The 23,157-nt window shown below is 60.4% G+C and carries 24 protein-coding genes; 5 read left to right on the forward strand and 19 right to left on the reverse strand.

The window, feature by feature from the left end; all coding sequences use genetic code 11:
* Window positions 1–21 precede the first annotated feature (21 nt).
* Window positions 22–981: an IS1595 family transposase gene (locus HYP802_RS0117785; protein ID WP_024276267.1), complete on the reverse strand. Its 960-nt coding sequence runs from the start codon at window positions 979–981 to the stop codon at window positions 22–24.
* 182 nt (window positions 982–1,163) lie between these two features.
* On the opposite strand from HYP802_RS0117785, the gene HYP802_RS0117790 reads away from it, so the two are divergent.
* Together HYP802_RS0117790 and HYP802_RS0117795 are read left to right on the forward strand one after the other, a co-directional pair.
* Window positions 1,164–1,538 carry a PilZ domain-containing protein gene (locus tag HYP802_RS0117790; protein WP_029671079.1) on the forward strand — a complete coding sequence of 125 codons (375 nt, stop codon included), beginning with the start codon at window positions 1,164–1,166 and terminating at the stop codon, window positions 1,536–1,538.
* A 146-nt stretch (window positions 1,539–1,684) separates the two neighbouring features.
* Window positions 1,685–3,097, forward strand: coding sequence for a tetratricopeptide repeat-containing glycosyltransferase family protein (locus tag HYP802_RS0117795; protein WP_024276268.1), 1,413 nt, complete (start codon window positions 1,685–1,687; stop codon window positions 3,095–3,097).
* A gap of 13 nt (window positions 3,098–3,110) precedes the next feature.
* Here HYP802_RS0117795 and HYP802_RS0117800 read toward each other — a convergent pair whose 3' ends face one another.
* From HYP802_RS0117800 to HYP802_RS0117845, 9 genes are all read right to left on the reverse strand, one after another.
* Window positions 3,111–3,887, reverse strand: coding sequence for a glycosyltransferase family 2 protein (locus HYP802_RS0117800; protein ID WP_024276269.1), 777 nt, complete (start codon window positions 3,885–3,887; stop codon window positions 3,111–3,113).
* Between the two features lie 7 nt (window positions 3,888–3,894).
* Complete coding sequence (locus HYP802_RS0117805; RefSeq protein ID WP_024276270.1) at window positions 3,895–5,139, reverse strand: class I SAM-dependent methyltransferase; 1,245 nt, start codon at window positions 5,137–5,139, stop codon at window positions 3,895–3,897.
* Window positions 5,136–6,029: an NAD(P)-dependent oxidoreductase gene (locus HYP802_RS0117810; protein ID WP_024276271.1), complete on the reverse strand. Its 894-nt coding sequence runs from the start codon at window positions 6,027–6,029 to the stop codon at window positions 5,136–5,138. The genes HYP802_RS0117805 and HYP802_RS0117810 overlap by 4 nt, the downstream gene beginning before the upstream one ends.
* A gap of 87 nt (window positions 6,030–6,116) precedes the next feature.
* Window positions 6,117–7,034, reverse strand: coding sequence for a LysR substrate-binding domain-containing protein (locus HYP802_RS0117815; RefSeq protein ID WP_024276272.1), 918 nt, complete (start codon window positions 7,032–7,034; stop codon window positions 6,117–6,119).
* Between the two features lie 18 nt (window positions 7,035–7,052).
* Entirely contained in the window at window positions 7,053–8,147 is a 1,095-nt protein-coding gene (locus HYP802_RS0117820) for a YeiH family protein (protein WP_013948776.1), read from the reverse strand.
* A 177-nt stretch (window positions 8,148–8,324) separates the two neighbouring features.
* On the reverse strand, window positions 8,325–9,335 hold the full coding sequence (locus HYP802_RS0117825) for a cation diffusion facilitator family transporter (protein ID WP_024276273.1): 1,011 nt from the start codon (window positions 9,333–9,335) through the stop codon (window positions 8,325–8,327).
* Between the two features lie 131 nt (window positions 9,336–9,466).
* Window positions 9,467–10,876, reverse strand: a complete 1,410-nt coding sequence (locus tag HYP802_RS0117835) for a hypothetical protein (protein ID WP_013948779.1) — start codon at window positions 10,874–10,876, stop codon at window positions 9,467–9,469.
* A 125-nt stretch (window positions 10,877–11,001) separates the two neighbouring features.
* The gene (locus HYP802_RS0117840) at window positions 11,002–11,907 is read right to left on the reverse strand and encodes a DUF1134 domain-containing protein (RefSeq protein ID WP_013948780.1); all 906 of its coding nucleotides are present in this window, start codon (window positions 11,905–11,907) and stop codon (window positions 11,002–11,004) included.
* A 154-nt stretch (window positions 11,908–12,061) separates the two neighbouring features.
* On the reverse strand, window positions 12,062–12,943 hold the full coding sequence (locus HYP802_RS0117845) for a 3'(2'),5'-bisphosphate nucleotidase CysQ (RefSeq protein WP_013948782.1): 882 nt from the start codon (window positions 12,941–12,943) through the stop codon (window positions 12,062–12,064).
* A 249-nt stretch (window positions 12,944–13,192) separates the two neighbouring features.
* Here HYP802_RS0117845 and HYP802_RS0117850 point away from each other — a divergent pair, with 249 nt between their 5' ends.
* On the forward strand, window positions 13,193–13,843 hold the full coding sequence (locus HYP802_RS0117850) for a histidine phosphotransferase family protein (RefSeq protein WP_029671082.1): 651 nt from the start codon (window positions 13,193–13,195) through the stop codon (window positions 13,841–13,843).
* A gap of 151 nt (window positions 13,844–13,994) precedes the next feature.
* The gene (locus HYP802_RS0117855; protein ID WP_013948784.1) at window positions 13,995–14,363 is read left to right on the forward strand and encodes a response regulator; all 369 of its coding nucleotides are present in this window, start codon (window positions 13,995–13,997) and stop codon (window positions 14,361–14,363) included.
* Window positions 14,364–14,403: 40 nt separating this feature from the next.
* Here HYP802_RS0117855 and HYP802_RS0117860 read toward each other — a convergent pair whose 3' ends face one another.
* The gene (locus HYP802_RS0117860) at window positions 14,404–15,081 is read right to left on the reverse strand and encodes a hypothetical protein (RefSeq protein ID WP_013948785.1); all 678 of its coding nucleotides are present in this window, start codon (window positions 15,079–15,081) and stop codon (window positions 14,404–14,406) included.
* A 201-nt stretch (window positions 15,082–15,282) separates the two neighbouring features.
* Window positions 15,283–15,576, reverse strand: a complete 294-nt coding sequence (locus HYP802_RS0117865; RefSeq protein ID WP_013948786.1) for a hypothetical protein — start codon at window positions 15,574–15,576, stop codon at window positions 15,283–15,285.
* 286 nt (window positions 15,577–15,862) lie between these two features.
* Here HYP802_RS0117865 and HYP802_RS0117870 point away from each other — a divergent pair, with 286 nt between their 5' ends.
* Window positions 15,863–16,147 (forward strand): hypothetical protein, encoded by a 285-nt coding sequence (locus HYP802_RS0117870; RefSeq protein ID WP_013948787.1) that lies wholly within the window; start codon window positions 15,863–15,865, stop codon window positions 16,145–16,147.
* A gap of 231 nt (window positions 16,148–16,378) precedes the next feature.
* Here the strand turns inward: HYP802_RS0117870 and HYP802_RS0117875 are convergent, their stop codons facing one another.
* The 7 genes from HYP802_RS0117875 to panB form a co-directional block, all read right to left on the reverse strand.
* Window positions 16,379–16,594, reverse strand: coding sequence for a cold-shock protein (locus HYP802_RS0117875; protein ID WP_013948788.1), 216 nt, complete (start codon window positions 16,592–16,594; stop codon window positions 16,379–16,381).
* A 241-nt stretch (window positions 16,595–16,835) separates the two neighbouring features.
* A complete protein-coding gene (gene rlmJ, locus HYP802_RS0117880; protein ID WP_013948789.1) occupies window positions 16,836–17,678 on the reverse strand; it encodes a 23S rRNA (adenine(2030)-N(6))-methyltransferase RlmJ in 843 nt (280 codons plus the stop codon).
* A 25-nt stretch (window positions 17,679–17,703) separates the two neighbouring features.
* On the reverse strand, window positions 17,704–18,150 hold the full coding sequence (locus HYP802_RS0117885; RefSeq protein WP_013948790.1) for a DNA polymerase III subunit chi: 447 nt from the start codon (window positions 18,148–18,150) through the stop codon (window positions 17,704–17,706).
* Window positions 18,151–18,395: 245 nt separating this feature from the next.
* Window positions 18,396–19,823: a ribosome biogenesis GTPase Der gene (gene der / locus HYP802_RS0117890; RefSeq protein ID WP_244420897.1), complete on the reverse strand. Its 1,428-nt coding sequence runs from the start codon at window positions 19,821–19,823 to the stop codon at window positions 18,396–18,398.
* 60 nt (window positions 19,824–19,883) lie between these two features.
* A complete protein-coding gene (locus HYP802_RS0117895) occupies window positions 19,884–21,209 on the reverse strand; it encodes a PQQ-binding-like beta-propeller repeat protein (RefSeq protein ID WP_013948792.1) in 1,326 nt (441 codons plus the stop codon).
* Window positions 21,210–21,259: 50 nt separating this feature from the next.
* Window positions 21,260–22,108 (reverse strand): tetratricopeptide repeat protein, encoded by an 849-nt coding sequence (locus HYP802_RS22540; protein WP_013948793.1) that lies wholly within the window; start codon window positions 22,106–22,108, stop codon window positions 21,260–21,262.
* A gap of 165 nt (window positions 22,109–22,273) precedes the next feature.
* The gene (gene panB, locus HYP802_RS0117905) at window positions 22,274–23,155 is read right to left on the reverse strand and encodes a 3-methyl-2-oxobutanoate hydroxymethyltransferase (protein ID WP_013948794.1); all 882 of its coding nucleotides are present in this window, start codon (window positions 23,153–23,155) and stop codon (window positions 22,274–22,276) included.
* Window positions 23,156–23,157: the final 2 nt, after the last annotated feature.

The following is a 23,157-nucleotide window of genomic DNA, read 5'->3' on the forward strand; positions in this document are numbered from 1 at the left end:
TCCTACCTATTGGCGGATTTTTTAGGTAGCGAACTCTGCGTTAGGCCGTCGATACGTCAACCTCTTCCCTTTTGCGCCCTTGATCGCTTTGAGGCCGCGCGCCGTGTCTTCGACGCCAAGCGCAGAACGTGCGTTGTAGCGGAAGTCAAATTCCGCGAGGTAGCGGTGAAGATGCTTTTCTGAGCAATGCTGATAAACACCTTTCATGCCTCGCTTGAAGACCGAGAAATACCCTTCCACAGTATTGGTATGGACCTCGCCACGCACATATTCGTCCTTCGTGTGCTGCACCGTTTCGTGGCTGGCGTAATCATCGAACTGACGGATGTAATGACGTCCGTCGTCCGTCATGATCTTCGCTTCTTTGGCGACGTTGGCATTGACGATCGGCGTCACCTCGGCTGCGCTTGATGTTGCGACGTGGAAGCTGCGAACTTCACCGCCACGCTCAACAAGCGATAAAACCGCGTGCTTGTGGCCGTGGCCCTGACGTTTCTTCTTATCGGACTTGCGCCCGATAAAGGTCTCGTCAACTTCGACGATGCCCGAGCCGCCATTGCCGCCCATTGGTGCCAGTCCGCCCGAACGCATCGCTTCCCGAATGCGATGGGCCATAAACCACGCCGTATTGTACTGGACCTCTAACATGCGGTGCAGTTGATGGCTAGAAACGCCCTTCTTGGACGACACCATCATGTGGATCGCCTGGAACCACTTGTGAAGCGGCGCGTGGCTGTCTTCGAAAATGGTTCCCACGCGAACGGTAAACTGTTTCTTGCAATGGCCGCACTTCTTCAGCCCGTGGCGTTCGATGCCTTCCGGATTCTTTTTGCTGGGCTTGGAGCGGACGCCTTTCAGATCGTAAATGCGATCCATCGCGCCGCAATGCGGGCAAACCGGACCTTCCGGCCAAAGGATCGCCTCAAGCTCTTCGAAAGCAGCGGCTTCGTCATGAAAATGTTTAGCAGCAAGAATGGACATTGGGATCTCCTAATAGTCCCAATATAGTCCATTAGGTCATGGTTTGTCAACTACGTAATCGTCAATTTGATTATAGTACTTATTGATCAAAAATGCCCGAGTTAGGCGCGCGGATACCCTTTTGTGCGCTCAATGTTTCCGCAGCGCTTCTCTCACGTAAAAGCGAGACATTCGGAGGCGAGATGGCAGCAACTATTTTATCGAGAAATTATTTGCGACGACGCGACGAGCGGCGGCGGGTCATGCTGCCCGCAATCGTCGAATGCCGTGGCGCGATCCAAAAGGTCAGAGTTATCGATTTTTCCGCCTCCGGCGTTCGCCTGGACGGCATCAAGGGACTTGCGACCGGCGACCCGGTGCATATTTCACTGACGCCCGAGTTGATCATAGAAGGGCAAATTGCCTGGTCCGTCTGGCACAAGGCGGGAGTGAAGCTTTTGGAGCCTTTGACGGACGATCACCCTGCTTACATCTTTCTGCTTGAGCAGGCACGCGCCATCGAACGCACCAGGACGCTGGCTCTCGTATCTCTCGCCAAGGACCGCGCCAGAAGTTGAGCCGGGACGCGCGCCGCTCGTGGGGCACCCACGGAACCTTGGTCTCCATTGCCAGTCTCGCGCAGGGTTAAACCGCTAGGTGAAAGATTGGGCCGGTCCGCACCTGCGTCCGGCTTCTGATCGTTTGCGCCGTTTCGGAGATCTCGATGGCAATGAACCAACAGTGGCCCTCGCTTGCCGATCTTCCGGACGAGACTGAGATTGCATCCGAGGCGACGGCCGTCTTCGATCCGGAAACCGCTTCGGTGTCGGAGCTGTTGTTTGCTGGGTTGCGGATCGCCCGGTCGGGCGGCTTCGACGAAGCTGCGGAAATTTTCGCGAAAGCTATCCTCAAGGATCCAGAATCGGCCGAGGCCTACGAAGCGCTGGCGACGGTCCTCGTCCCGCTCGGCAAGATCGAGTTTGCCAGCCGTGCCAAGGCTAAGGCGATCAGCCTTGGCTATAATTCTGCCCAGTCGTGGGACATGCTCGGCGAAATGCTGGTGAGCCTTCGCAAGTTCGACGATGCGGCGGACGCCTTTAAGACTGCGCTCGAGCTCGAGCCGACATCAACGGAATTGGAATACAAGCTTGAAGCGGCGCGGGTTCGCGGGTTGCGGTCGAAGGCTTTGGGAACCGCTTCCCACTCGAAGGCCGAGGCGGATATTTTCGGATCCGAGTTCCTGAGCGCCGATCCTGTTCCGCCTGCGTGGCAATCGGTCAGCATTGTCACCATCGCTCCCGCGGGCAACCCGCACTCGGCCGCATTCGACGATCTTGTGCTGGGTTTCGAAAGCGCGCTTCGCGCTTTGGGCGTTTCAGTGAGCCGACGGATTAATTCGTTCGCTGAGACAGGCATTAACATTCTGTTCGGCGCCCATCTGCTCGCTTCGCAAGATGAGGCCGACGGCGTTCCGGCGAACACCGTCGTCGTCAATCTCGAACAGGTGACGGGTTTCGATGTTAAAGGACGGCCGACCTATTTCAGCCTTCTGAAGCGGCTGGCCATCTGGGATTATAGCGTCCGCAACATCGTTGAACTTCGGCGTTTGACGCAGAACCCGCTGATCCGCCATTTCAGCGTCGGATATGTTCCGGAGATGACGCGCCGCATTCCGTCATTTGAACAGCCGGTCGACGTCCTGTTCTACGGCAGCACCAATCCACGCCGCATCGCAGTTCTGCAGGGGCTCGCGAAGGCCGGGCTCAACGTCAAGCATATGTTCAGCGTGTACGGCAGCGAGCGCGATCAGGCGATTGCGGAAGCAAAGGTCGTCCTCAACGTGCACTTCTATGAGGACAGCATTCACGAGATCGTCCGCACGTCATATCTGCTTGCCAACAGCAAGGCCGTCGTCTCCGAGTGCGGGCCGAACACGGAAATCGACGAAGACGTCCGACATTCGATGTTCGCCGTGCCTTATGAAGATCTCGTGCAGGCTTGCGTTATGCTCGTGCGCGACGAGTCGCGGCGGCGCGAGTTGGAGCGTCAGGCTTTTGCGACGTTCGTCCGGCGCGATCAGGTAAAAATTCTGCGCGACACCATCGCAGCCACGGTGCTTCCGGAAGCTGCTGCCTAAAGGTGATGGACCATCAAGCCGCGCTGCGTAGCGCGGCACTCATCGGTGCGAGCTTGGCCCAACGGCCATCAAGCTCAGCGATATCGGCTTGGTGCTGAGCGCCGAAGCCGTTCTTTACATCGAATGAATCGCGCTTCGTCGAGATCTGCAGCTTGCGCGCCTTGAAGGCGTTCGACCATGGGCTGAAACCATACCAGCGGATCGAGGCTAGGTCGCGGCTGCCGTTGCATTGGCGCGGGAGATGCGAACTGTGTCTGCCCGGCGTGTAGGCGCCGATGGCATAGCGATGATAAAGCCTGCTGCGTGTCGGGAATGTGAGTCCGGGAATGGCGAGGCGCTTGAAGTCCATCTCGTCTTCCCAGATACCTGTCGCCTTCTGATCGACCAGCGGCTTATCGGGGTCCGGAGGATTATCGGGATCGGTATCGACCATGACGGCGCCCGGCAGGCGTGCGCCGACAAGATCGTGCTGCAGCATCAGGCGTTCCATTTTCGCGAGCCCGGGCGCCACGAAAAATTCCGTGGTGTTGAGCGCAAGCTTCCAGGCGTCGGGAAAACGCTGCTCGTGCTTCATGACCTCGAAATCGCAAAGAAGCGCGGCGAACGTCGCGTTTTCCGAGGAAACGATTTCCCAATGCGGTACGAGCTCATGACAGATTTCGACGGAAGCGTCCGTCGAATGATAGTCGATCAGCACGCCATGATCGAAGATTTCGCGGTGATGACGAAGCCACCACGGCAGCAGATAGGCCTCATTGAAGAAGTGCGAAATGACGACCCTTTGTGCCATTGCGGCGCTATCCGATTTCCGTGAGCGTGGGGAAGTAAATGATAAATTTCGGTGTCGTGGGGCCGCTGACGTTGCGAATTTTCCGCATCAATTCGTCGGCGAAGTTCCAGGCCCCGATGAGGAACGTCGTATCGGTCGCCATCGCGCCTGCGTTCTGCAACGGCTCGATCGGCCGGGAGGTTCCGGGAATTGTAAGCCCGACTTTCAGCGCGGCTTCATCGAGATAGACATCGGGCTCGATGCCGGCGGCGCGAATGAAGGTCAAAGCTTTCGCGGCAACGCCGACCAGTGCGATCTTGCGAACGGACGCGCGATGGCGTGCGACGGCTTCGGCGGCCGATTGCATTGCACCTTTCGCGCCGTCGGCGAACTTTGCATAGGCGGCATCAGCCTCGGCGAGCGTGAGTTCGGGCAGAAGGAACGGCGGCGTCGGAGATGGCCACATCACACTGAATGGCGCGCTTTCTTCGAACGCGAACGGCGCCGCATCCTCATCCACGCGGCGCAGGAATGACAGCAGGCTTGTGCCGTGAACGGACGTCAGCCGTGACGCCTCGACTCGCAGGCCGCTCTTTTCCGCAAGCCGCGCCATCGACGCGACCGTGTAGAACGAATAATGCTCGTGATAGACGGTGTCGAACTCACCGTTGGCTATCATCATTGCTTGACTGGTCTGAATGATCGCGACGCCACCCGGCGCGAGACACTCGCGCACGCCCTTCATGAAGGTCGACGGATCGGGCGTGTGCGCGGCGACGTTCATCGCTATGATGACGTCAAATAGCCCTTCGGGCCTCGCTGCCGGAAAGAAACCGGTAACGACCTTTCGTCCCGCAGCGATCGCAACCTTGTTGAGATTTTCCGCTGGGTCGACGCCAATGGCTTCAAAACCGCGGGATTCCAGAATGCCGAGCAGGCTGCCGTCGTTCGACGCGATGTCGAGCACGCGTGCACCCGGTTTGCAGGCACGCCGCAGGGTGTCAGAGAACCACTCGAAATAGGCCTTAAGCGTTCCACTCGTGCCGCTGGCGTAGAGATAGTGCTTAAAGAGCTTGGCGGGATCGACGAAATACGTCAGCTGGCCGTGCGTGCATGACGGGCAGTTCGCAAATCCGAGCGGAAATGCCTCGTAGGCGTCGCCGGGCTTTTCGAGAAGCAGATTCGCCGGTGGCTGCACGTCGAGATCGAGTAATGGCGTGACATCGCTTCCGCAGACGATGCAGGAGCGTTGGGGTTCGCAGATTGCACTCATGATGCCGCTTGCAGCTCGGGCCGGAATTGTTCGCGGAAACGCGCGCAGCGCTCTGCGATGGTCATCGGACGGGGGGCGCCGCACAGGTATTGAATGTGTGCGCAGTTCATCTGGAAAGAATACGTCACGGAGTTGCCGTTATCGACAACGGGCACGCCATGGAACGCTGCGATTTGCTCGGCCAGATCGCCGATGCCGATATTGAGCGAGCCGGTATTCAGGATCGGCGGCAGGGTGTCTGACAGCTCGATCAGGCGCAGAACATAGTGCGCGAGGTCCTCCAGGAAGAGGATGTTGCGATAAGACTGGCGGTTGCGGACCTGCACGAAACCATCGCGCATGGCCGCGAGGTTCATGGCGTTAAAGATCAATTCGCCGCGCAAATAAGGGCTCGTACCGCAAACCGTGCCAAGACGAAGGCCGGTGATGGCGTTGGCGAAGCAGCGGGCGAGCGCATCCATCGAGATCTTGGAGCAATCATAGGGATTGACCGGATCGAGACGCGTCTCCGTTTCATCGAGCGGGGATGGCGGCGTGCCGTCCTCGGCCTGCATCACGGAATAAACGCTTGCGGTGCTTGCATAGATCAGCCGGGCGTTGAGCTGCTTGCGGCGGGCGAAATGGAGCAGATCGAGACAGTTGTTTGCAAGTGCGCCATCCGGATCACGCAAAGACATCGGCACGCTCGAATGACCTGCGAACCAAAGGATCACGCCGAAGTCAGCGAGGTCTGCGATCGTCAGTTCCTGGTAGCGGCAGCGCATGGCGTTGCGGACACCGACAAGGCGGTCGACGTTCTGATCACAGACAGAGACGTCGTGGCCGGCATTCGTCAGCGCAGAGAGGAGAAACGACCCCACATAGCCATGCCCCACGAGAAGAATTTTCATGGCCGCTCCCTACCGCCCGCCAAGCCTAGCAGTCCGATCTGTTTCTGCTTCGGCTTGCGCGTGGCTTGTGAGCCGGAACTGTCTCTCTCACACTGCTTTTTCGCGGCGGCGGACGGGTGGCCTGCCTGTCGCTCCCATGAGTTCCAGAAGCGCCAGCTCGGCTTGGCTCGCGTAGCGCTCCTTGTGATGCAGAATGTAGAACGAGCGCTGAGGAAGCGGGAATTCGAGCGCCACGAGCTTGCCTGCGAGCAGTCCGGCCTCGGCTACGAGGTTTGAGATTGCGGTGGCACCGACGCCCGCTTCGACGGCCGCGCACACGGCTTCGTTCGACGGCAGCTCAAGGACGACATTGAGATCCGCTATCTCAACACCATGATCCTTGAGCGAGGTCTCGAATTCGCCGCGGGTGCCCGATCCTTGCTCACGCATCACCCAGGTCATGGCTTTGATGTCGGCGACTTCGAGCGTTTCCTTGCCGGCGAGCGGATGGTTCGGCGCGACGACGATAACGAGCCGGTCCCCCTCGACCGTCCGGACCGAAAGATGCGGATCGTCAATCGTTCCTTCGATAAAGCCGATGTCGGCGATGCCATCGTGCGTCGCAACGGCCACTTGCTGGGTATTACCTGCTTTGAGCTTCAGCTGAATTTCGGGATAACGCCGGTTGAAGATCGCGAGGAACGGCGGCAGCCAATAATTTACGATGGTCTGGCTGGCATAGATCGACAGCGAGCCGCGCTTCAATCCGGCAAGGTCGGCAAGCGCCTTTTCCGCAGTTGCAGCGCGCGCAAGGACGCCGCGAGCCTCGACGAGGAAGACGCGGCCGGCATCGGTCAATTCAATACGGCGGCCGATGCGGTCGAAGAGCTTTACAGCGTAACGTTCTTCAAGGGTTGCAATGGCGGAACTGGCCGCCGACTGCGTGATGTTGATTTCGTGGGCGGCCTGCGTCACGTGCTGCTTTTCGGCGACGGCGACGAAAATGCGAAGTTGTTCAAGCGTCATGTCATCCTCGCGTTCTTCTCAAACGATTACCTTGATCAAGCCCAAGCTGAAGCCGGCGATGAAGAGCGATGAAGCTGCACCGAGCAACAGCGGACGCAGTCCCTTGGCCTTGAGCTTCATGATGTCGGTTTCGAGCCCCATGGCGGCGAGCGACACGGAGAGCAGGAATGTCGTCACGGGCACGATGACGTGCTTTACGTCCGGAGGGATTACGACGAGGCTGTTCAAGCCGACGAGTGCGATGAAGCCGACGAGGAACCAGGGCATCGGCGCCTTGCCGGAGACGTTCGCCGCGCCGTGACGATGGTGCGACTGGCGACGTGCCGCCATCAATCCGAGCGTGATGACGACAGGCGCCAGCAGCATCACGCGACTGAGCTTGGCGATCGTGCCGTATTCGCCCGATGCCTGACCGTCCTGAAACGATGCAGCAACGACCTGCGCGATCTCGTGGATCGATGCACCGGCCCAGAGACCGAAAGCCTGCGGATCAAGATGGAAGATTGCCGGGAACAGCGGATACGTGAACATGGCAATCGAGCCGAAGATGGTCACGCACGCCACGGCATAGGCGACGTCTTCGTCGTGTCCTTTCGTCACCGTGTTGGTGGCGATGACGGCGGATGCGCCGCAGATCGACGTCCCGGCGGCGATAAGCTGCGTCAGCTTGCGGTCAACGCCCATCATGTGACCCAGCCAGGTTGTAAAGGCAAAGGTGGCAACGAGGGTCGCGACGATGACGGCAAATCCGATCGGTCCGACTTCGACGATCTGTTGTGCGGTCAGCTGGAATCCCAGCAGGATGATGGCGAAGCGCAGGATGCGGCGGAGCGAGAACGTAACGCCTTCTTTGGCGCGGCGCGGGGTGCCGACGATATTGTGGAATGCGATCCCGATGATGATCGAAAGGATCATCGGGCTGAATGTGCCGATGCCGGGGAGTTCGCGGAGACCGTATGCGAGGGCTGCGATCGTCGCCGTGAGAAAAAGACCGGGCCATACCCCCTGTGTGTAAGCCGCGTGAAATGCCGGCTTCTTTCGAGGATGCCGGTTTTCTATCGAGGGAGCTTCTGTTGAAGCGACGGTAACGTCAGCTTGCATGGCGGGCGGCATAATTTTCTCCTTCCGAAATCTGCCGCAGCATGGCGTTCTCCTTTACGCCATTCCAACGCAAAGCCCCTCTGGTTTCAATCGATTTTATTTATTGATCGGTCGGCAATATATCGCTTCGCCCCACTAAAAATAAGGGGGCGATTCGATCATTGAGCAATTTTAGGTTGTAATTAGCCCTTAATGGCCGTGGGGCATCGGTTCGAGTGCTGGCGCGCAGCCATGCCCCAGACCGCAAGGTGCATCGGCGCTGACCTCAAACTGCAGCGTCGAATGGCGGATTTCGAATTCGTCGTGCAGCATCTTGGCGGCCATCACAATGAAGGCGTCACCCGGATGTCCATCGGGCATGACCAAATGGCAGGTGAGCGCAGTTTCCGTGGTGCTCATCGGCCAGATGTGCAGGTCGTGAATGCTCACGACGCCCGGCAGCGCGGCGAGACGAGCCTGCACTTTTCCGGGATCGATATTCACCGGAACGCCGTGCATCGCGAGGCGAATGGAATCGCGCAGCAGGCTCCATGTGCCCCAAACGATGATGCCGCCGACGACGAGACTGACCAGCGGGTCGAGCCAATCCCACCCGGTAAGCAGCAGCGCGATGCCAACCAGGACGACGCCGAACGAAACGGCAGCGTCGGCAACCATGTGCAGATAAGCGCCGCGGATATTCACATCGCGCTCGCGGCCGGACATGAACAGCCACGCTGTAAAGCCGTTGATCAGAATGCCGATCGACGCGACGATGATCATGGTGCTGCCGACGACGGGCGCCGGTTCGATCAGACGCTGAACTGCCTCGAGGGCGATAGCGCCGACCGCAACAAGCAGAAGCACGGCGTTGGCGAGCGCGGCAAGGATGGTCGAAGAACCGAAGCCGTAGGTGAAGTTGAAGGTCGCGCGGCGCTTGACGAGAATGCTGGCACCCCAAGCCATCAGCAGTCCGAGCACGTCTCCCAGGTTATGGCCGGCATCGGCGACGAGCGCCATCGAGTTCGCCATGAAGCCTGCGATGGCTTCAACAACGACGAATGCGACGTTCAACGCCGTTCCCAGCGCGAATGCGGGCCCGAAATCCTTCGGCGCGTGGCTGTGACCAAGCCCACCGTGGCTGTGGCCATCATGGCTGTGGCCCGCGTGGTCATGACCGCTGTGGTCGTGATCACCGTGCGCAGCGTGTGGCGTTGTCATGGTCTACCGCTCAGTCGAAATTCAAGCCTGGGAGGAGAACGTCATCCCCATCGTTGAAATGGGGTTTATAGACGGTGCCGCAATCCGGCGGCACTGGGCAATCGAATAGCGCCTATGCCGCTCCGCGGCGACTAGCCCTTATCGACGCCGCTGATGCGCTCAAGCAGGCGGGGCCGGCGGGGCGATGCGCCCTGCACACCCTGGGCGGGTTCCGCATCACTTGCGGGAAGTGGCGGCGGTCCGTCGAGATCCGCTTTCGGGACGTCCCCAGCGCCGTTTGAGGGCACCTTGAGGGCGCGTATCGGCGATGATCCCTGGCGCGGCTCACGGGCGCTTTCGCTGGCAGCCGAGCCCTCGGTATCGTTGGCGGCGAGCTTTGGCGGTCGGGGGGCGGAAATGCGTTCGGCAAGCGATGGTCGAGGAAGCTCGGGCGGCGTCGCCGGGGCGCCATTTTCTCCGGCCGGGCCAACGCGCCGCATCTCTTCATGGAAGCGGATGGCTTGCCGCGACAGGCGCTCCTGCCCGGCGGCAATTTCGGCGCGAAGCTCGGTGATGACCTGGCGCTGGTGATCGATCTCGGCTTGCAGGGCGCCCATGTCCGCCTTCTGGGCGAAGTCGGCCGGCGGGTGCTCGCGATCCTCGTAGGCCTGCAGCATGGCCTTCAATTTGGCGATCTCGGTGGACTTCGCGTCGCTTGCGACCTGAATATCGGCGATGCGGTCTTCGAGGGCCATGCGCTCCGCGTCGTCGCCATCGAGGCCCGATTTGATCCCGTTGAGCTCGGCTTCCGTTTTCGCCAGGGCCAGCATCAGGCGCTTGATCTCGGCGCTCTGCTCGCTGTTCGACGCCATTTTCCCGGCGGCCTGCAGGCGCTCGATCATGGCGGCCTGTTCACGGCTTTTTTCGCGCAAAGCCTCAAGCTCGGTGCGCAGGGCGACATTGGCGTCAGCGGCTGCGCCTTTCACGCTGTCGCGATTGCGAACGGCGCGGGTATCAAGCGTGGTGCGCAACTGCGCGATTTCGCGCTCGCGCTGCTTGTTGAGCTGGGATGCTTCTTCGAGAGCGGCCGCCTGCTTGGCGCCGGTGGCTGCCAACGTCTTGATCTCGCGGTCGCGGGTCGCGAGCAGCTTGCGCGTCTCGGACAGGCGCTGTTCTACTTTCGGAAGGCGATCGAGAATCGCCTGCTCCAGCACACGCCGGGCGTTCTCGTGCTCCTCGACGCTCATTTTCTGATCGGCGATGGCTTCGGAAAGTTCCTGGATCTTGGCGTCGCGGCGATTGACCTCGACGCGCTGGCGGGCTGCCATCAGCCCGGCATCCTCCAGCTTCGACTCCAGGCGATGGACCTCCATCGCGAAATCGGCACGCAGGCGATCCTTGTCGGCGCGAATTTCTTCTTCGGTGAGGGGAAGCGTCCGCTTCAGGGCTTCGGCCGTAAAGCGCTCGATGCGCCGCCGGTAGGCCGGCAACAGGACAACGACAATCAGGGCCGCGACGAGAAAGCCCAACGTGACGAGCATCGCGGCATACAGATTGATCACGGATACTCGTCCTGAAATGAATAACTTCGCGGCCCCCGCCGCTCCAAACGTCCCTTAAGCGACAGAGAAACCCGGTTTTCTGCCTCCCTGCAATATTTTACTCGTGCCGCGTGCATTGCTTGCAATCAGAACGGGTTCCAAGTTGGATTTCTTGTATACTTCAAATAGCCGATATTCGCACCGAGTCGCAGCCCCACACCGGCCCGAATCGGCGCCAGTGTGACATGTCCGGCTTTCTGAAGTTGCACGCTTACACCGCCGACGAGATAAGCTGAGCCTTCGACGCCGCCAAAACGCTCGTAAATGTCGGACGGATCGCGAAGGTTGTAGACGAGCGTCATGACCTTGGAGCCGTCACCGCCGAAATCGTAGCCGACCGACGGACCCTGCCAGTAAACTTTGAAGTTTCCGGCGTCCTTGGTGTAAAGCATACCTTCGCCGTACGCCAAGCCGCCGATGAACGCCCCGCCCGCATCCGAGCCGAGGATGTAGCCATTCGGCCGCCCCGCCTTCTGGAACGTCCATTCGATGGCCGACGCCAGACCGCCACTGATGGAGCCAAAGAATTTATTGCCGGCGTGGATGATTTCGTCTTGCGAGTATGAATCGCGCGGCGGCCCGTCTCCGGGAGGCGGCCCCGAATTGTAGTCGCGACTTGCGCTCGGCGGCGGCGTATAGGGCGCACCATAACCACCGGGATCGCTGTCCGGACCGCGCGCGCCGTTATAGGGCGACGGTTGATAAGCCCCGCCTGAAGGGCTTGGCGGGGGAGCCTGATAGTTGCTCTGGTTGTTCCCTTGATAGCCATTATCGGGCTGATAGGCATCGCTGCCGCCTTGGCCGGAATAACCCTGGCCCGAATAACCTTGGCCTGAATAAGAGTCCTCAGGCGGCCGATAAGCATCGTCGACGGCATTGGCGCCCGAACCGCCGAACGCCAGACAAGCTAGCAACGCCAGACCCGGCACGCAGTTGCGAGCCCGAAAAACGGCAGGTGCTATTCGCGAGATTCCCTCGAAGCCGAAACGCATCGGCGAGTTCCCTCTTCTCATTGCGTTCGAGATTGAACTGCGCCCCAAGCCATCTACGCGCGAACGCGCAGGCCACCCATGACCGAGGGCCACTCGAATCCTAGGATACAGAATCGCGAGTATTCGTTGCTAAAGTATGGCTAATTCGCGTTGTCTATGCGCCTACGGAGGGCAATTCTGCAACGGCTCCGCGCCACAGGGGCTGGCGTGCCCAGGCGACGAAATGGGGGTTACGGAACGCGCGATCATAATGGCCGTAGGTCAGCGGTGCGCCGTCAAGCGTCGTGACCGAACCACCAGCGGCTTCGAGGATCGCCTGCCCGGCTGCCGTATCCCACTCACAGGTTTCGCCGAAGCGCGCATAAAGATCGCCCTCGCCGGCCGCGATCAGGCAGAACTTCATCGACGACCCGATCGGCTTGGCATCGTGCACTTTGAGCAGCGCCAACAGACCCGAGCTTGCCGCCCCCGCGCCGCGGCTGTTGAAGGCCACGAGTGCATTGGGATCGGGCTTTCGCGTTGTGAGCCGCTTGAAACGCAAGGCCGCGAACGGCACGTCGCCTGCGATCGGCATGTGGGCTTCGTACGCGCCGTCTGGGCGCGTCACAAACAGACGCTCGGACGGCGGCAGGTAGATCAAGCCAAACTTGGTTCTGCCGTCTTCGACGTAGCCGACATTGATCGAGAACTCGGGCTTGCGGCGAATGAAGAGGCGTGTTCCGTCGAGCGCATCCACGAGAAAGAAACGCCTGGCGTAATGGCAGACCTTGCCCGCGGCGATTTCTTCTTCCGCCACGACCGGCACGTCGGGTGCAATGCGCGCGAGCGCGGCAAGAATGATTGCTTCCGCCTCTTTGTCGGCGACGGTGACAGGCGTGCGGTCGGCTTTCTGCTCGAAACTGACGCCATTGTTGAAGTGCGCCATCTCAAGGCGCCCGGCTTCTCGAACCGCAGGAAGCAATGCCGCGATGAGAGCGTCGTAGTCTTTGACGTCGATCGGCACCATCGCGCGCTTCAAAACCTCAACCCGAATCATTTTGCGCGAGAGATGCTCGCGCCATCAATGCGATTATCGCGCCGCGGCTCAAACCGTGGCGCGCAAGACTCATGTCTTCCATGAAAAACGGAGGTCAATGACCCCACCGGCTACAAGACTTGGCAACCGTTGTACGGCGCATGTATCAGAGCATAGGGCATTGTCGCAAGCGGCCACGTTGTATTCGCGTCGCGCTGTCGCGCTTAAACTGCCGCAACGTAGCGACACAATGATCACGACGAAGGACTAATGATGGACCAGCGCGTTCCGCCGACCGATCTTGAACTTGCAGCGCTGATTTCTAGCAAAATATGCCACGATATCATCAATCCGGTCGGTGCGATCGTCAACGGTTTGGAAATCCTTGACGAGGACGACGATCAGCAGGCGAAAAGCTATGCGATGACCGTGATCCGTAACGTGACGGAGCAAGCCTCCGCCCGGCTCGAATTCGCACGCTTCGCTTTTGGCGCCGCTGGCTCGGCAGGTAGCGTCATTGATTTGACGACGGCCGAGAAAATTTCTCGTGGGTTTGTGGGCATCACCCAAGGGAAACACAAGCTGACGTGGCGCGGCGCGCCTGGTCTGGTTCCCAAAGACAAGGTCAAGCTTCTTCTCAATCTCATTGCTTCGGCCGTCACGGCATTGCCGCGCGGCGGCGAGATCGACGTGTCGATCGGCGGCTCGTTCGAGCAGCCAACATTTCTCATTCGCTGTAAGGGCACCGGCGCGCGGCCGCCTCAGTACCTGACGGATTTCGTCGCCGGCAATCCGCTGGCGCTCGATGCCATCACCATCCAGGCCTACTACACGTGGCGAATCGCTCCGACCGCCGGGATGAAGCTCGAAATCCTGAAGGACGGCGCCGACATTTTGCTGGTTGCAAAACCCGCAAGCTGAGAGCGGCCCGATGTTCAGCTGGGTGACCGGATTCTGCCATACGTCTTAAGAGGCCCTTAACAGTTTAGAGGCATCTTTTGACGCATTCGTTTGAGTTTCCGGTTGCCCTGCTGCCGGTTGGGCAACGCCTCGCTTACGAGAAGCTCTTTACATGCAGCATTGCTTCGTCATCGACGATTCCGAAATTATCAGGAAATACACGCGCCTCATTTTCGAAAGCCTCGGCTTCCGCGTCAGCGAAGCCGATAGCGCCATCGCAGCGATGGAGCGGCTTAGATCGGAAACGCCGGATTATATTTTGCTCGACTGGCGGATGCCGGAGACCAACAGCATCGAACTGCTCGAAAAGATTCGAGCGCTGCCGCGCAGCGCGCGTCCGTACATTATCTACATGGTCACCGAAAATGATCCGTTCGAAATTCAGCGCGCGATTTCGCGTGGAGCAGATACGTTCCTGCTGAAGCCGTACAACCGGCAAATTATCGAAATAAAGCTGCAAGAAATTCGCGCCGCAGCTTGATCCGCCACGGCGCGCTATCTGGTCGGTACAGTGGCTGCGCTTACTGCGCGGCGTCGCCGTCTGCCGGCGCTTCCGGCGTCGGATAACCCTCGCCCCCACTCGTCTCCTTGACCGGCGCGACGTCGTCAGACTTGTGCGTCGTGTGCTTTGTCTCAGCGAGAGAGCCCGTCTCGACTGGCGATGTCGCGGAGGCCTCTTTGCTCCCGGCGGGCTTCTTCATTTTGCGAAAAATGAGCGACTTGGGATCAGGCACAGTCTGAGCAGCCGCCGTCTTGTGAACCGGAGCGGCTTCGGTGTGTACCGCAGCTTCCTTCACGGCCTTCTTCTTGTCGTGCTTTTCTTCCGACGCGGTTTCGTCGTTCTTCGCGGGCGCGACGTCTTCGGCTGACGTTTTCTCAGCGCCAGGAAGCTTCGAGCCGCCCCAGCAAACGGTGGCTTCTGCGGTGCAGGTGTGCTCGTCGAACACGATGAAGTTGAGGAACAGCTCGCAAGACACGCTCTTCTTGCCGGTGTGATAGTCCTTCACACCCTTCTCCGCCATTTTGTCGGAGATCAGTTTGTCGAGAAGGCTCTTAGCGTCGTTCGTCGGGCCATCCTTGCCGTAGTCATTCACCGAGAAGCCGTAGCGCTTGCATTCCGCGTTCGCAGACGCGGCGGAGGCAACGGCGATGGTTGCGGCCAAGCCAAATGCGGCAAAGATTTTGCCCGAGAAGCGCATAACGAAGTTCTCCCTCATAGCCCACCCTGGGATCATGCGGCCTTTATATTGACAGCACAATGGCGGCACCAGGGCGAGTGGCGCATCGGCATCAGTTGACAGGATTCTGGCACTAAGCCGCGAAAGCCACAGATATGCGAAAGGCCGCGATACCGCGGCCCCTGGCTTGCAACCTTCCCAAACCGACAACCGTCAGGGTTTTTAGTGCATATACGGTGAGTTACCGCCGTAAAGGCTGCCAACGCCCGAGTCGAAGAAGAAGCTGTTATCGAAAGGACCTGAGGGCGTCTGATCGCGGAAGTCCGGCGGTCCGGGAGGCGCGCTTTTTGGCTTGCGCGGCCCACCGTACGTGTTCACCGACTCGGACTTGTCGTACGAGTACCCGCCCTTCTTGCGGCGGATCGAGTAGTTGTCCTCGGGGTCGGCAAAGGCCGGCGCGACCAACCCGATGAGGCATACGCCCGCGATCAAGGCTGAAATCAATCTCGACATCATGGTTTGGCCTTTCCGCCGCCGTTCACGTGGTCATCCTATATAGCGCAAAGTTACGAATATTTATCATTGCGCTGCCTCAAGAAAAGTTTTCCGGCCTTATTTCGGTACCGTATGTCACTTCTCGAACACGCATCCCCTGATACGCCGTGATGAACGCTGGCCAAGGACGTCCTGTCGCAGGTCTTATGATACGATTCCCTGTGTGGGAACCCATCTGGGTGCGCAGCTTATCGATGCGGTAAACGCACGGCTCGCCGTTGTCCCACTTAGCTCGTGGAGACCTCACATGGAATATCTTCCGTTGCTTATCCAGCTCATCAGTGGTGCCGTCGGCGGCAACGTCGCCGGCAGCCTGATGAAAAATATCAGCCTCGGGACGCTCGGTAATTCCATTGCCGGGATCGTCGGCGGCGGCATCGGCGGCCAGATTCTCGAGCAGGTCTTTCATACGGCCGTGGCGGGCGGCGCGCTCGATCCCGTCTCAATCGTCACGCAAATCCTTGGCGGCGGCGTGGGTGGTGGCGTCCTGATGGCGATCGTCGGGGCTCTCCGCGGCGCCGTCGCGAAGTAACGCTTCGACCCATCTTCACATGCAGAAGCTCGCCAGGCGAAGCCCGGCGAGCTTTTTGTTATCTATCGCTTTTTATCGAGGAACGCTGCGGATCAGCCGCAAGCCGAATTGTTTTTGCTTGTTCTGGCGCCGCGGGGAATGCGACGTGGAACGATCGACAGATGCAGGCACGACTCTTTCTAACGCCGCAACCGAAGGCCGCAGCGTGCGCAAGCTCGGCCTCGTAGAACGTCAGCCTGCGCGTTGCAGATCGACGGCTTTTGGTCCCTTGCCGCGTTTATCGGGTTCGGTCTCGAACGAAATTCGCATTCCCTCGTTGAGCTCGCCGATTCCCGATCGCTCGACAGCGGTGACGTGAACGAACACGTCGTTGCCACCGGCATCCGGCTTGATGAAGCCGTAGCCCTTCTGGGAATTGTAGAACTTTACGGTACCTGTCTGGCGCATGCATCGTCTCCTGGCAGCCCGGCCGACGAGTGAAGCAAAATAGCTTCGCATCGACAGCCGTGGCGGACTGCGGAGCCGGAAAATTCCAAGCGCCTCCCTACCGGATCGCACAAACACGCTTCCGGTCACGTCGAACGCGTCGGGAGCTCCCGTGCCGTGGCCCGCCTTAGCGTGCGGCAATTTATCCTGTAAATGTGCGCTTCTTGCAAGGCGAAATGCTGCAGAGCAACGACGAGACTCATTATTGAACGCTGGCTTGCAACGCGAAACGACTGCCGGGGCCTTCTGCGAGATGCTCTTCGAGCCATGGCAGCAGCGTCTCAAGCTCGGCCTTCAAGACGAAAGGCGGATTGAGAACGAGCATTCCGGTTGCCGTCAACCCGAGGCCAGGAAACGGCTTTGCCACCCAGAGCCGTGCATCGAGATATTCCAGTCCGGGCTTTGAGGTTGTGAGGGCGACGAACCGATCGGCGGCCGCTTCATCCTTCAGCGGATACCAGATGAGATAGGTCCCAGTCGCGAAACGCGTCAGCGCTTCGTCGATGGCTGTCGAGAGATCTGCAAATTCGTTCCGGTCTTCGAATGGCGGATCGATCAGCACGACGCCGCGACGCTCCTTCGGCGGCAGCAGTGATTTCACCGCATGCCGGGCGTCGATGTTCAGCACGGTCGTCGATTTGGCGCGGCGGAATTCCTGCTTGAGCCGCTGAAATTCAACGTCTGCAAGCTCGTTGACGACCAGAACATCTTCATCGCGCATCAGGTGGCGCGCGATCAGCGGGCTGCCGGGATAGTGTTTGAGACCGACGCCGTTCACGGCGCGCACGGCATCGAGATAAGGCTCCAGAAGCCCGGCGACGTCCGTTGGCATCTCGGCGTCGAAGATGCGGGCAATACCGTCCTGCCATTCGGCCGTCTTCGCCGCTTCGTCGCCTTCGAGATCGTAGAGCCCAGCGCCTGCGTGCGTGTCGATGACGCGAAAGGGCTTCGGCTTTTGCTTCATGTACGTCACGACGCGCGCCAGAATGACGTGCTTCAAGACATCAGCGAAATTTCCGGCGTGATAATCGTGATGGTAATTCATGCTGAGGGATCGTTTCTGCGAAGGCTCACGCCTTCTGCTCCCATCGCCCGCTTTGCGACTGCTGCCAATAGGTGACAGCGCAACCCGCTGCTTTCGCTGCTTTCCACTGACTGCGCGCCAGGGCGACGGCGTCCGCATCATTTCCGTCGAAGACGTAGACGAAGCGTTCCGCGCCCGCAAATTCGCGCGCCTCGGCGCCATCGACAAGAAAACGAACGCCCGCGCCGTTGGGCGTCTCGTCGGTCGTCGTCAGATAGACGGGCTGATCGCCGGAATGGCCGATGCGTGCGGTGCCGTGGGGCAGGAAGCTGTCGTCGGTGTAGGTCCAAAGCATATGGTCGATAGCTTCCAGGCGCTCTTCGTTTCCAACTTGGACGACGGCACGCCAACCGCGCGCCAGAGTCTTCTCCAGAAGGCTCGGCAGCACACGATCAAGCGGCTGATGTTCGAGGTGGTAGAAAAAAACGTCCATACGTCTCGGATGGCGCAGGCAACGGCGAAAAGCAAGACGCTCGCGCCACCTCTTGACGTCGGCGCAAGGTACCCTATCTAACCCCGTCCGGAGCGGCGCCAGTTTTAATCGGCTGACGCCCGTGCGGGCGGGGAGCGTGGCGGTTCGAGAGCATTCTCGCTGCTGTTTGCTCCCCTCCCGCTGCGACTTTCCTCGTTTCTCGCCCAGGCGCGCGGCCACTCATAAGCGCAGCGCCACTCTGCCAATCATTTTTTCGAGTACGGGTTCTCGCCTTTGCGAAGGCTGAAGCGGATCGGCACGCCCGGTAGATCGAACGTGTCGCGCAGCGAATTCGTCAAATACTTCACATAGGACTGCGGCAGCGCTTCGGCGCGCTGCGAGAAGGCAACGAACGTTGGCGGCCGCGTCGAGGGCTGCGTGACATAGCGGATCTTGATGCGCTTGCCGTGCACGGCAGGCGGCGAGTGGCGGCTCAAAGCTTCGTTGAGCCAGCGGTTCAGTTGCGGCGTCGATACGCGGCGGTTCCAGGTCGCGTAAATCTTGGAGATTGCCGTCATGAGCTGGTCGAGCCCGCTCTCGGAGCGCGCCGAAATGGCGACGAAAGGCACGTCGGGAACCTGCGCCAAGCTTTCGGCAACGGTCTTTTTCAGTTCACGCAGCGTTTTCTGCTTTTCTTCGACGAGGTCCCACTTGTTGACTGCGACGACGAGGGCGCGGCCCTCTTCCGTCACGCGATGGCCGATGGTGAGATCCTGATGCTCGAACGGACGTTCGGCGTCGATCAGAAGCACAACGACTTCGGCGAAGCGGATGGCGCGGACGGCGTCGCTGGCGGAGAGCTTTTCGGCGGTCTCCGTAATTTTCGCCTTACGGCGAAGCCCGGCCGTATCGAACAGCCGGATCTTCTGCCCCTTCCATTCGAAATCGGTCGAGACGCTGTCGCGCGTCAGGCCCGGCTCGGGTCCGGTGATCATGCGTTCTTCGCCGAGCAGCGCGTTGACGAGCGTCGACTTGCCGGCATTCGGACGCCCGACAATCGCAACGCGGATCGGCTTGACGACTGCCGGGCGCTCTATCGGCTTTTCTTCCTCGGCGTCATCACCCTTGCGCCGTTTCTTCGTCGTCGGCGCGGACTTCAAGCCCAGCGCGGCCAACATGTCCTCGGCGAGATCGCCGATGCCTTCGCCGTGCTCGGCTGAAATCGCGATCGGCGCCCCGAGGCCGAGCGAGAAAGCATCGAGCACGCCGTCGGTGCCTTTGTTGCCTTCGGCCTTGTTCGCGACAAGCACGACGGGCTTGCCGGACTGCCGCGCGATGCGGGCGAAGCCGGTGTCGGCCGACGTGACGCCAGCGCGGGCATCGATGACGAAGAGCACGAGATCGGCTTCCGAGATCGCCTGTTCCGATTGCTTGCGCATGCGATCAGCGATGGAGCCGCGCTGCGCCTCCTCAAGGCCTGCGGTATCGACCAGGCGGACGTCAACGCCAAACAGGTTGGCGATACCTTCACGACGGTCGCGCGTCAGCCCCGGTAAATCGGAGACGAGCGCGGCACGCGTCGCGGTCAGGCGGTTGAACAGGGTCGATTTGCCGACGTTCGGACGGCCGACAATTGCGACAACAGGCATTTCTGGGGACGACGACAAAAGAGAAACCGGGGCTGCTGGGGACATGGGAAGAACGCCTGCGCGGGGGTACCGCGGCAAGGCGAACATGCCCTCCTAACCCAATTCTCAGTTGAGAGCGATGAGTTTTGCGGAGTCGGTCAAAACGTACATGTGACCCTGGGCGACGATGGGGGGAATATAAACCTTATCGCCGATTTGCATCGTACCCCCAACCTTGCCGGTCATCGGATCGACGCTGACCACCTCGCCCGTGCTCGACACCAGGAAGAGCGTATTGGCGGCCAGAACGGGACCGGCATAGTTTTTCGCGGCCGGAAGCTGGGTGAGCCAGCGGGTCTTGCCGTCGGACTTCTGCAGCGCCATCAGGCGGCCGCCGGTATCGACGACGTACACGGTGTCTCCCGCCACGCACGGCGGCTCAGAGCCGGGAATGCTCAACGACCAGACCCGATCACCGGACTTCGCCTGCGTTGCCACCATGCGGCCTGCGTGACCGATCGCATAGACGACGCCGTCGTCGATTGCAGGGCGCGCGACATCGCTCATCGAGGCGATTTGCGAGGTCTGGCGCGTGCGGGCCAAATTTTCCGTCCAGACGGTCGAGCCGTCGGACAGCTTGAACGCCATGATGTCACCGGACGGATAGGGAACCACGACAACATCGCCGTCTACCGCGGGACTTGTCGACGTCATGAGGCTGGCGCTCTGCGGCAGGCCACGTGCCGCCCAAAGTTCGGAGCCGTCGATGCCGCTCAAGCAGTAAAAGCGCCCGTCGATGGTGATGACGTAAAGCCGGTCACCGGCTGCGGTCGGTGCAGCGCGCACCGGCACGTCGAGGTTTTTCGTCCAGATCGCCTTGCCCGTGCCGGGATCGAGCGCGGATACAACGCCGTAGCCGTTGGCGACGTACAGGCGGCCGTTATCAGCGGCAAGACCGCCGCCATAACCGCCGAGGCCGACAGTGGTCTCAGGCTTGGTCGAAACGGTGAAAACGCTGCTGCCCGTCAGGGTGAAGGCGGCGACGTTGGCGGCGGCATCGAGCGTATAGATACGATCTCCGAAGACGATCGGACTGGCGGTGACGCGGCCGGTCTTCGACGATCCTTCACCGGCACTGGCGCTCCAGAGCTGATGCAGCGAGCCGGTCAGGGCCAAATTGCCGGGGGCGTTGTTGGCGTCGCCGCCCGGTTGCGACCAGGATTGGTTCATACGCGGCGACGGCAGCGAGATGGGCTTGTTGGCCTCCGCCAGATTGGACCCAATGCTTTCCGTCGTTTCCACGATCGGGATCCGGCGTCCGGGCAGCGGCGTCTGCTTGGTCTTGAACGGATTGAGTTCGCTGATCTTGGGAAGCGTCGGCCCGTCGCTGGCGCAGCCGGCGAGCAAAACGGCGGCAGCGACCGCCAAAAGCGACGCGGCGCCGAAGCGCATTTGCCTTCCCCCTGATCTCAACCCCAATCTCCCTCAAACCGCTTCGCGGCTTATTTCTTATCGGTTCCCGCAGCCTCTCCCGTCTTGGGCTGCGCCTCCGTCGTCGTGGCCGGCTCGGCCGGTTTGACCGGCGCCGCCGAAGCGGCAGGAGCTGGCGTTGCCGGTGCCGTGGCTTCTGGCGCCAAAATCCCTGGTACCGGAGCAGCCGTTGCTGCAGGTGCCGGGTTTTTCGCTGCGACCTCAGCCGCCGCTATCTCTCCCATGATGATCTTAACGCGTTCCTGCAGGTCGGCAGATGCATTCGGATCGATCAGAAGCGGCTCCAGATACTTTCGTGCCTCGTCGTATTTCTTGGCCTTGTAAGCGGCAATTCCAAGGAATTCGCGCGCCGTATTGGCGAAGGGTTCGCCATCGCCCATAAGAGGTGTCAGGCGATTCTGGATTTCGGTATAGTCGGCATCGGCCATCCGCAGTGATGCCGCCTGCAGTTCTGCAAAGCTTTTCAACAGACGATCCGCACCCGGCTGCTTGGCGAGCGCGTCATAAGTTGCAATGGCGTCTGAGGTTTTGCCTTCCTTCACCTCGGCGCCGGCCAAGCGCAATTTTGCGAGCGCTGCATAACCGGCCGGACCGCCGTCAGCGATCGCCTGGAAGGCCTTGTCGGCTTCGTCTTTCTTCTTGTCGTCGCTCAGCGTTTCGGCGGCGGCGAACTTAGCGCCTGCGGCCTCTTCCGACGCAACGCGGTGCGTTTGCCAATACTGGAAGCCGGCAACGCCAAGCACGATCAGTGCTGCAGCACCGAGGATCAGGCCGCCGTAACGCTTCCAAATTTTCTCCATCTGCTCGCGGCGAATTTCTTCTTTGATTTCGCGAAACAGACTGTCGTCGTTCTCGGCCATTAAACCATTAACCTCATTCAGTCCGAAACTCGGAACGCGGGGTTTCCCACGGCCACGCCGGTTCGGGGGCATAGATAACCGAGCAAGCGCTCCGGGCAAGCCCTGACCGCAAGTTTCCTGAGCGTTTCGCGCCGCAATCCTCGCCTGAATTTAGGCCAGAAGCCGCTAAGTGCTCGTCGTCTTCGGCTTTTTCGTGGCTCGCACCGGCGAGACCGACGCCTCCATTTCGGGGGATTTCAAGGCGTAGGTGTGCTCGGGGGCCGGAAACGTCCGGGCGCGGACCTCATCGGCGTAGGACGCAATGGCGCCGTCGATCGCGGAGGCTATGGCCCCGAACTTCTTCACGAACTTCGGCACGTTTGGAGACAATCCGAGCATATCTTCCATGACAAGGATCTGCCCATCGCAGCCGGCGGAGGCGCCGATACCGATGGTCGGGATCGGGATTGCCTTGGTAATGCGCTCGGCGAGAGGGGCGGTCATGGCTTCAAGGACGACGGCGAAGGCCCCGGCTTCCGCAACCAGGCGGGCATCTTCCTCGATGGCGTCCCATTGATCGACCGTCCGGCCTTGGGTCTTGAAGCCCCCCAGCACGTTCACGGACTGCGGCGTCAAGCCGATGTGCGCCATCACCGGGATGCCGCGATCGACAAGATAGCGGATCGTTTCCGCCATGCGGCGGCCGCCTTCGAGCTTCACGGCGCCGCAGTCGGTCTCTTTCATGACGCGGGCAGCGTTACGGAACGCGACCTGGGGGCTTTCCTCGTAGGTCGCGAAGGGCATGTCGACGACGACAAGGGCTTTTTTCGAACCGCGCACGACAGCCTGGCCGTGCATGATCATCAGCTCAAGGGGAACCGGCACCGTCGTCTCGAAGCCGTGCATGACCATGCCGAGACTGTCGCCGACGAGCAGAAAATCGCAGTGGTTGTCGGCGATGGCCGCCGTGTGCGCGTGATAGGAGGTTAGCGCCACAATCGGGTCGCCGCCTTTGCGGCCTGCAATATCCGGCGCCATGAGCCGCCGACGCTTGATGTGAATAGACATTT

The sequence above is a fragment of the Hyphomicrobium sp. 802 genome (genome assembly GCF_000526135.1).
In the GTDB taxonomy this organism is placed as follows: domain Bacteria; phylum Pseudomonadota; class Alphaproteobacteria; order Rhizobiales; family Hyphomicrobiaceae; genus Hyphomicrobium_B.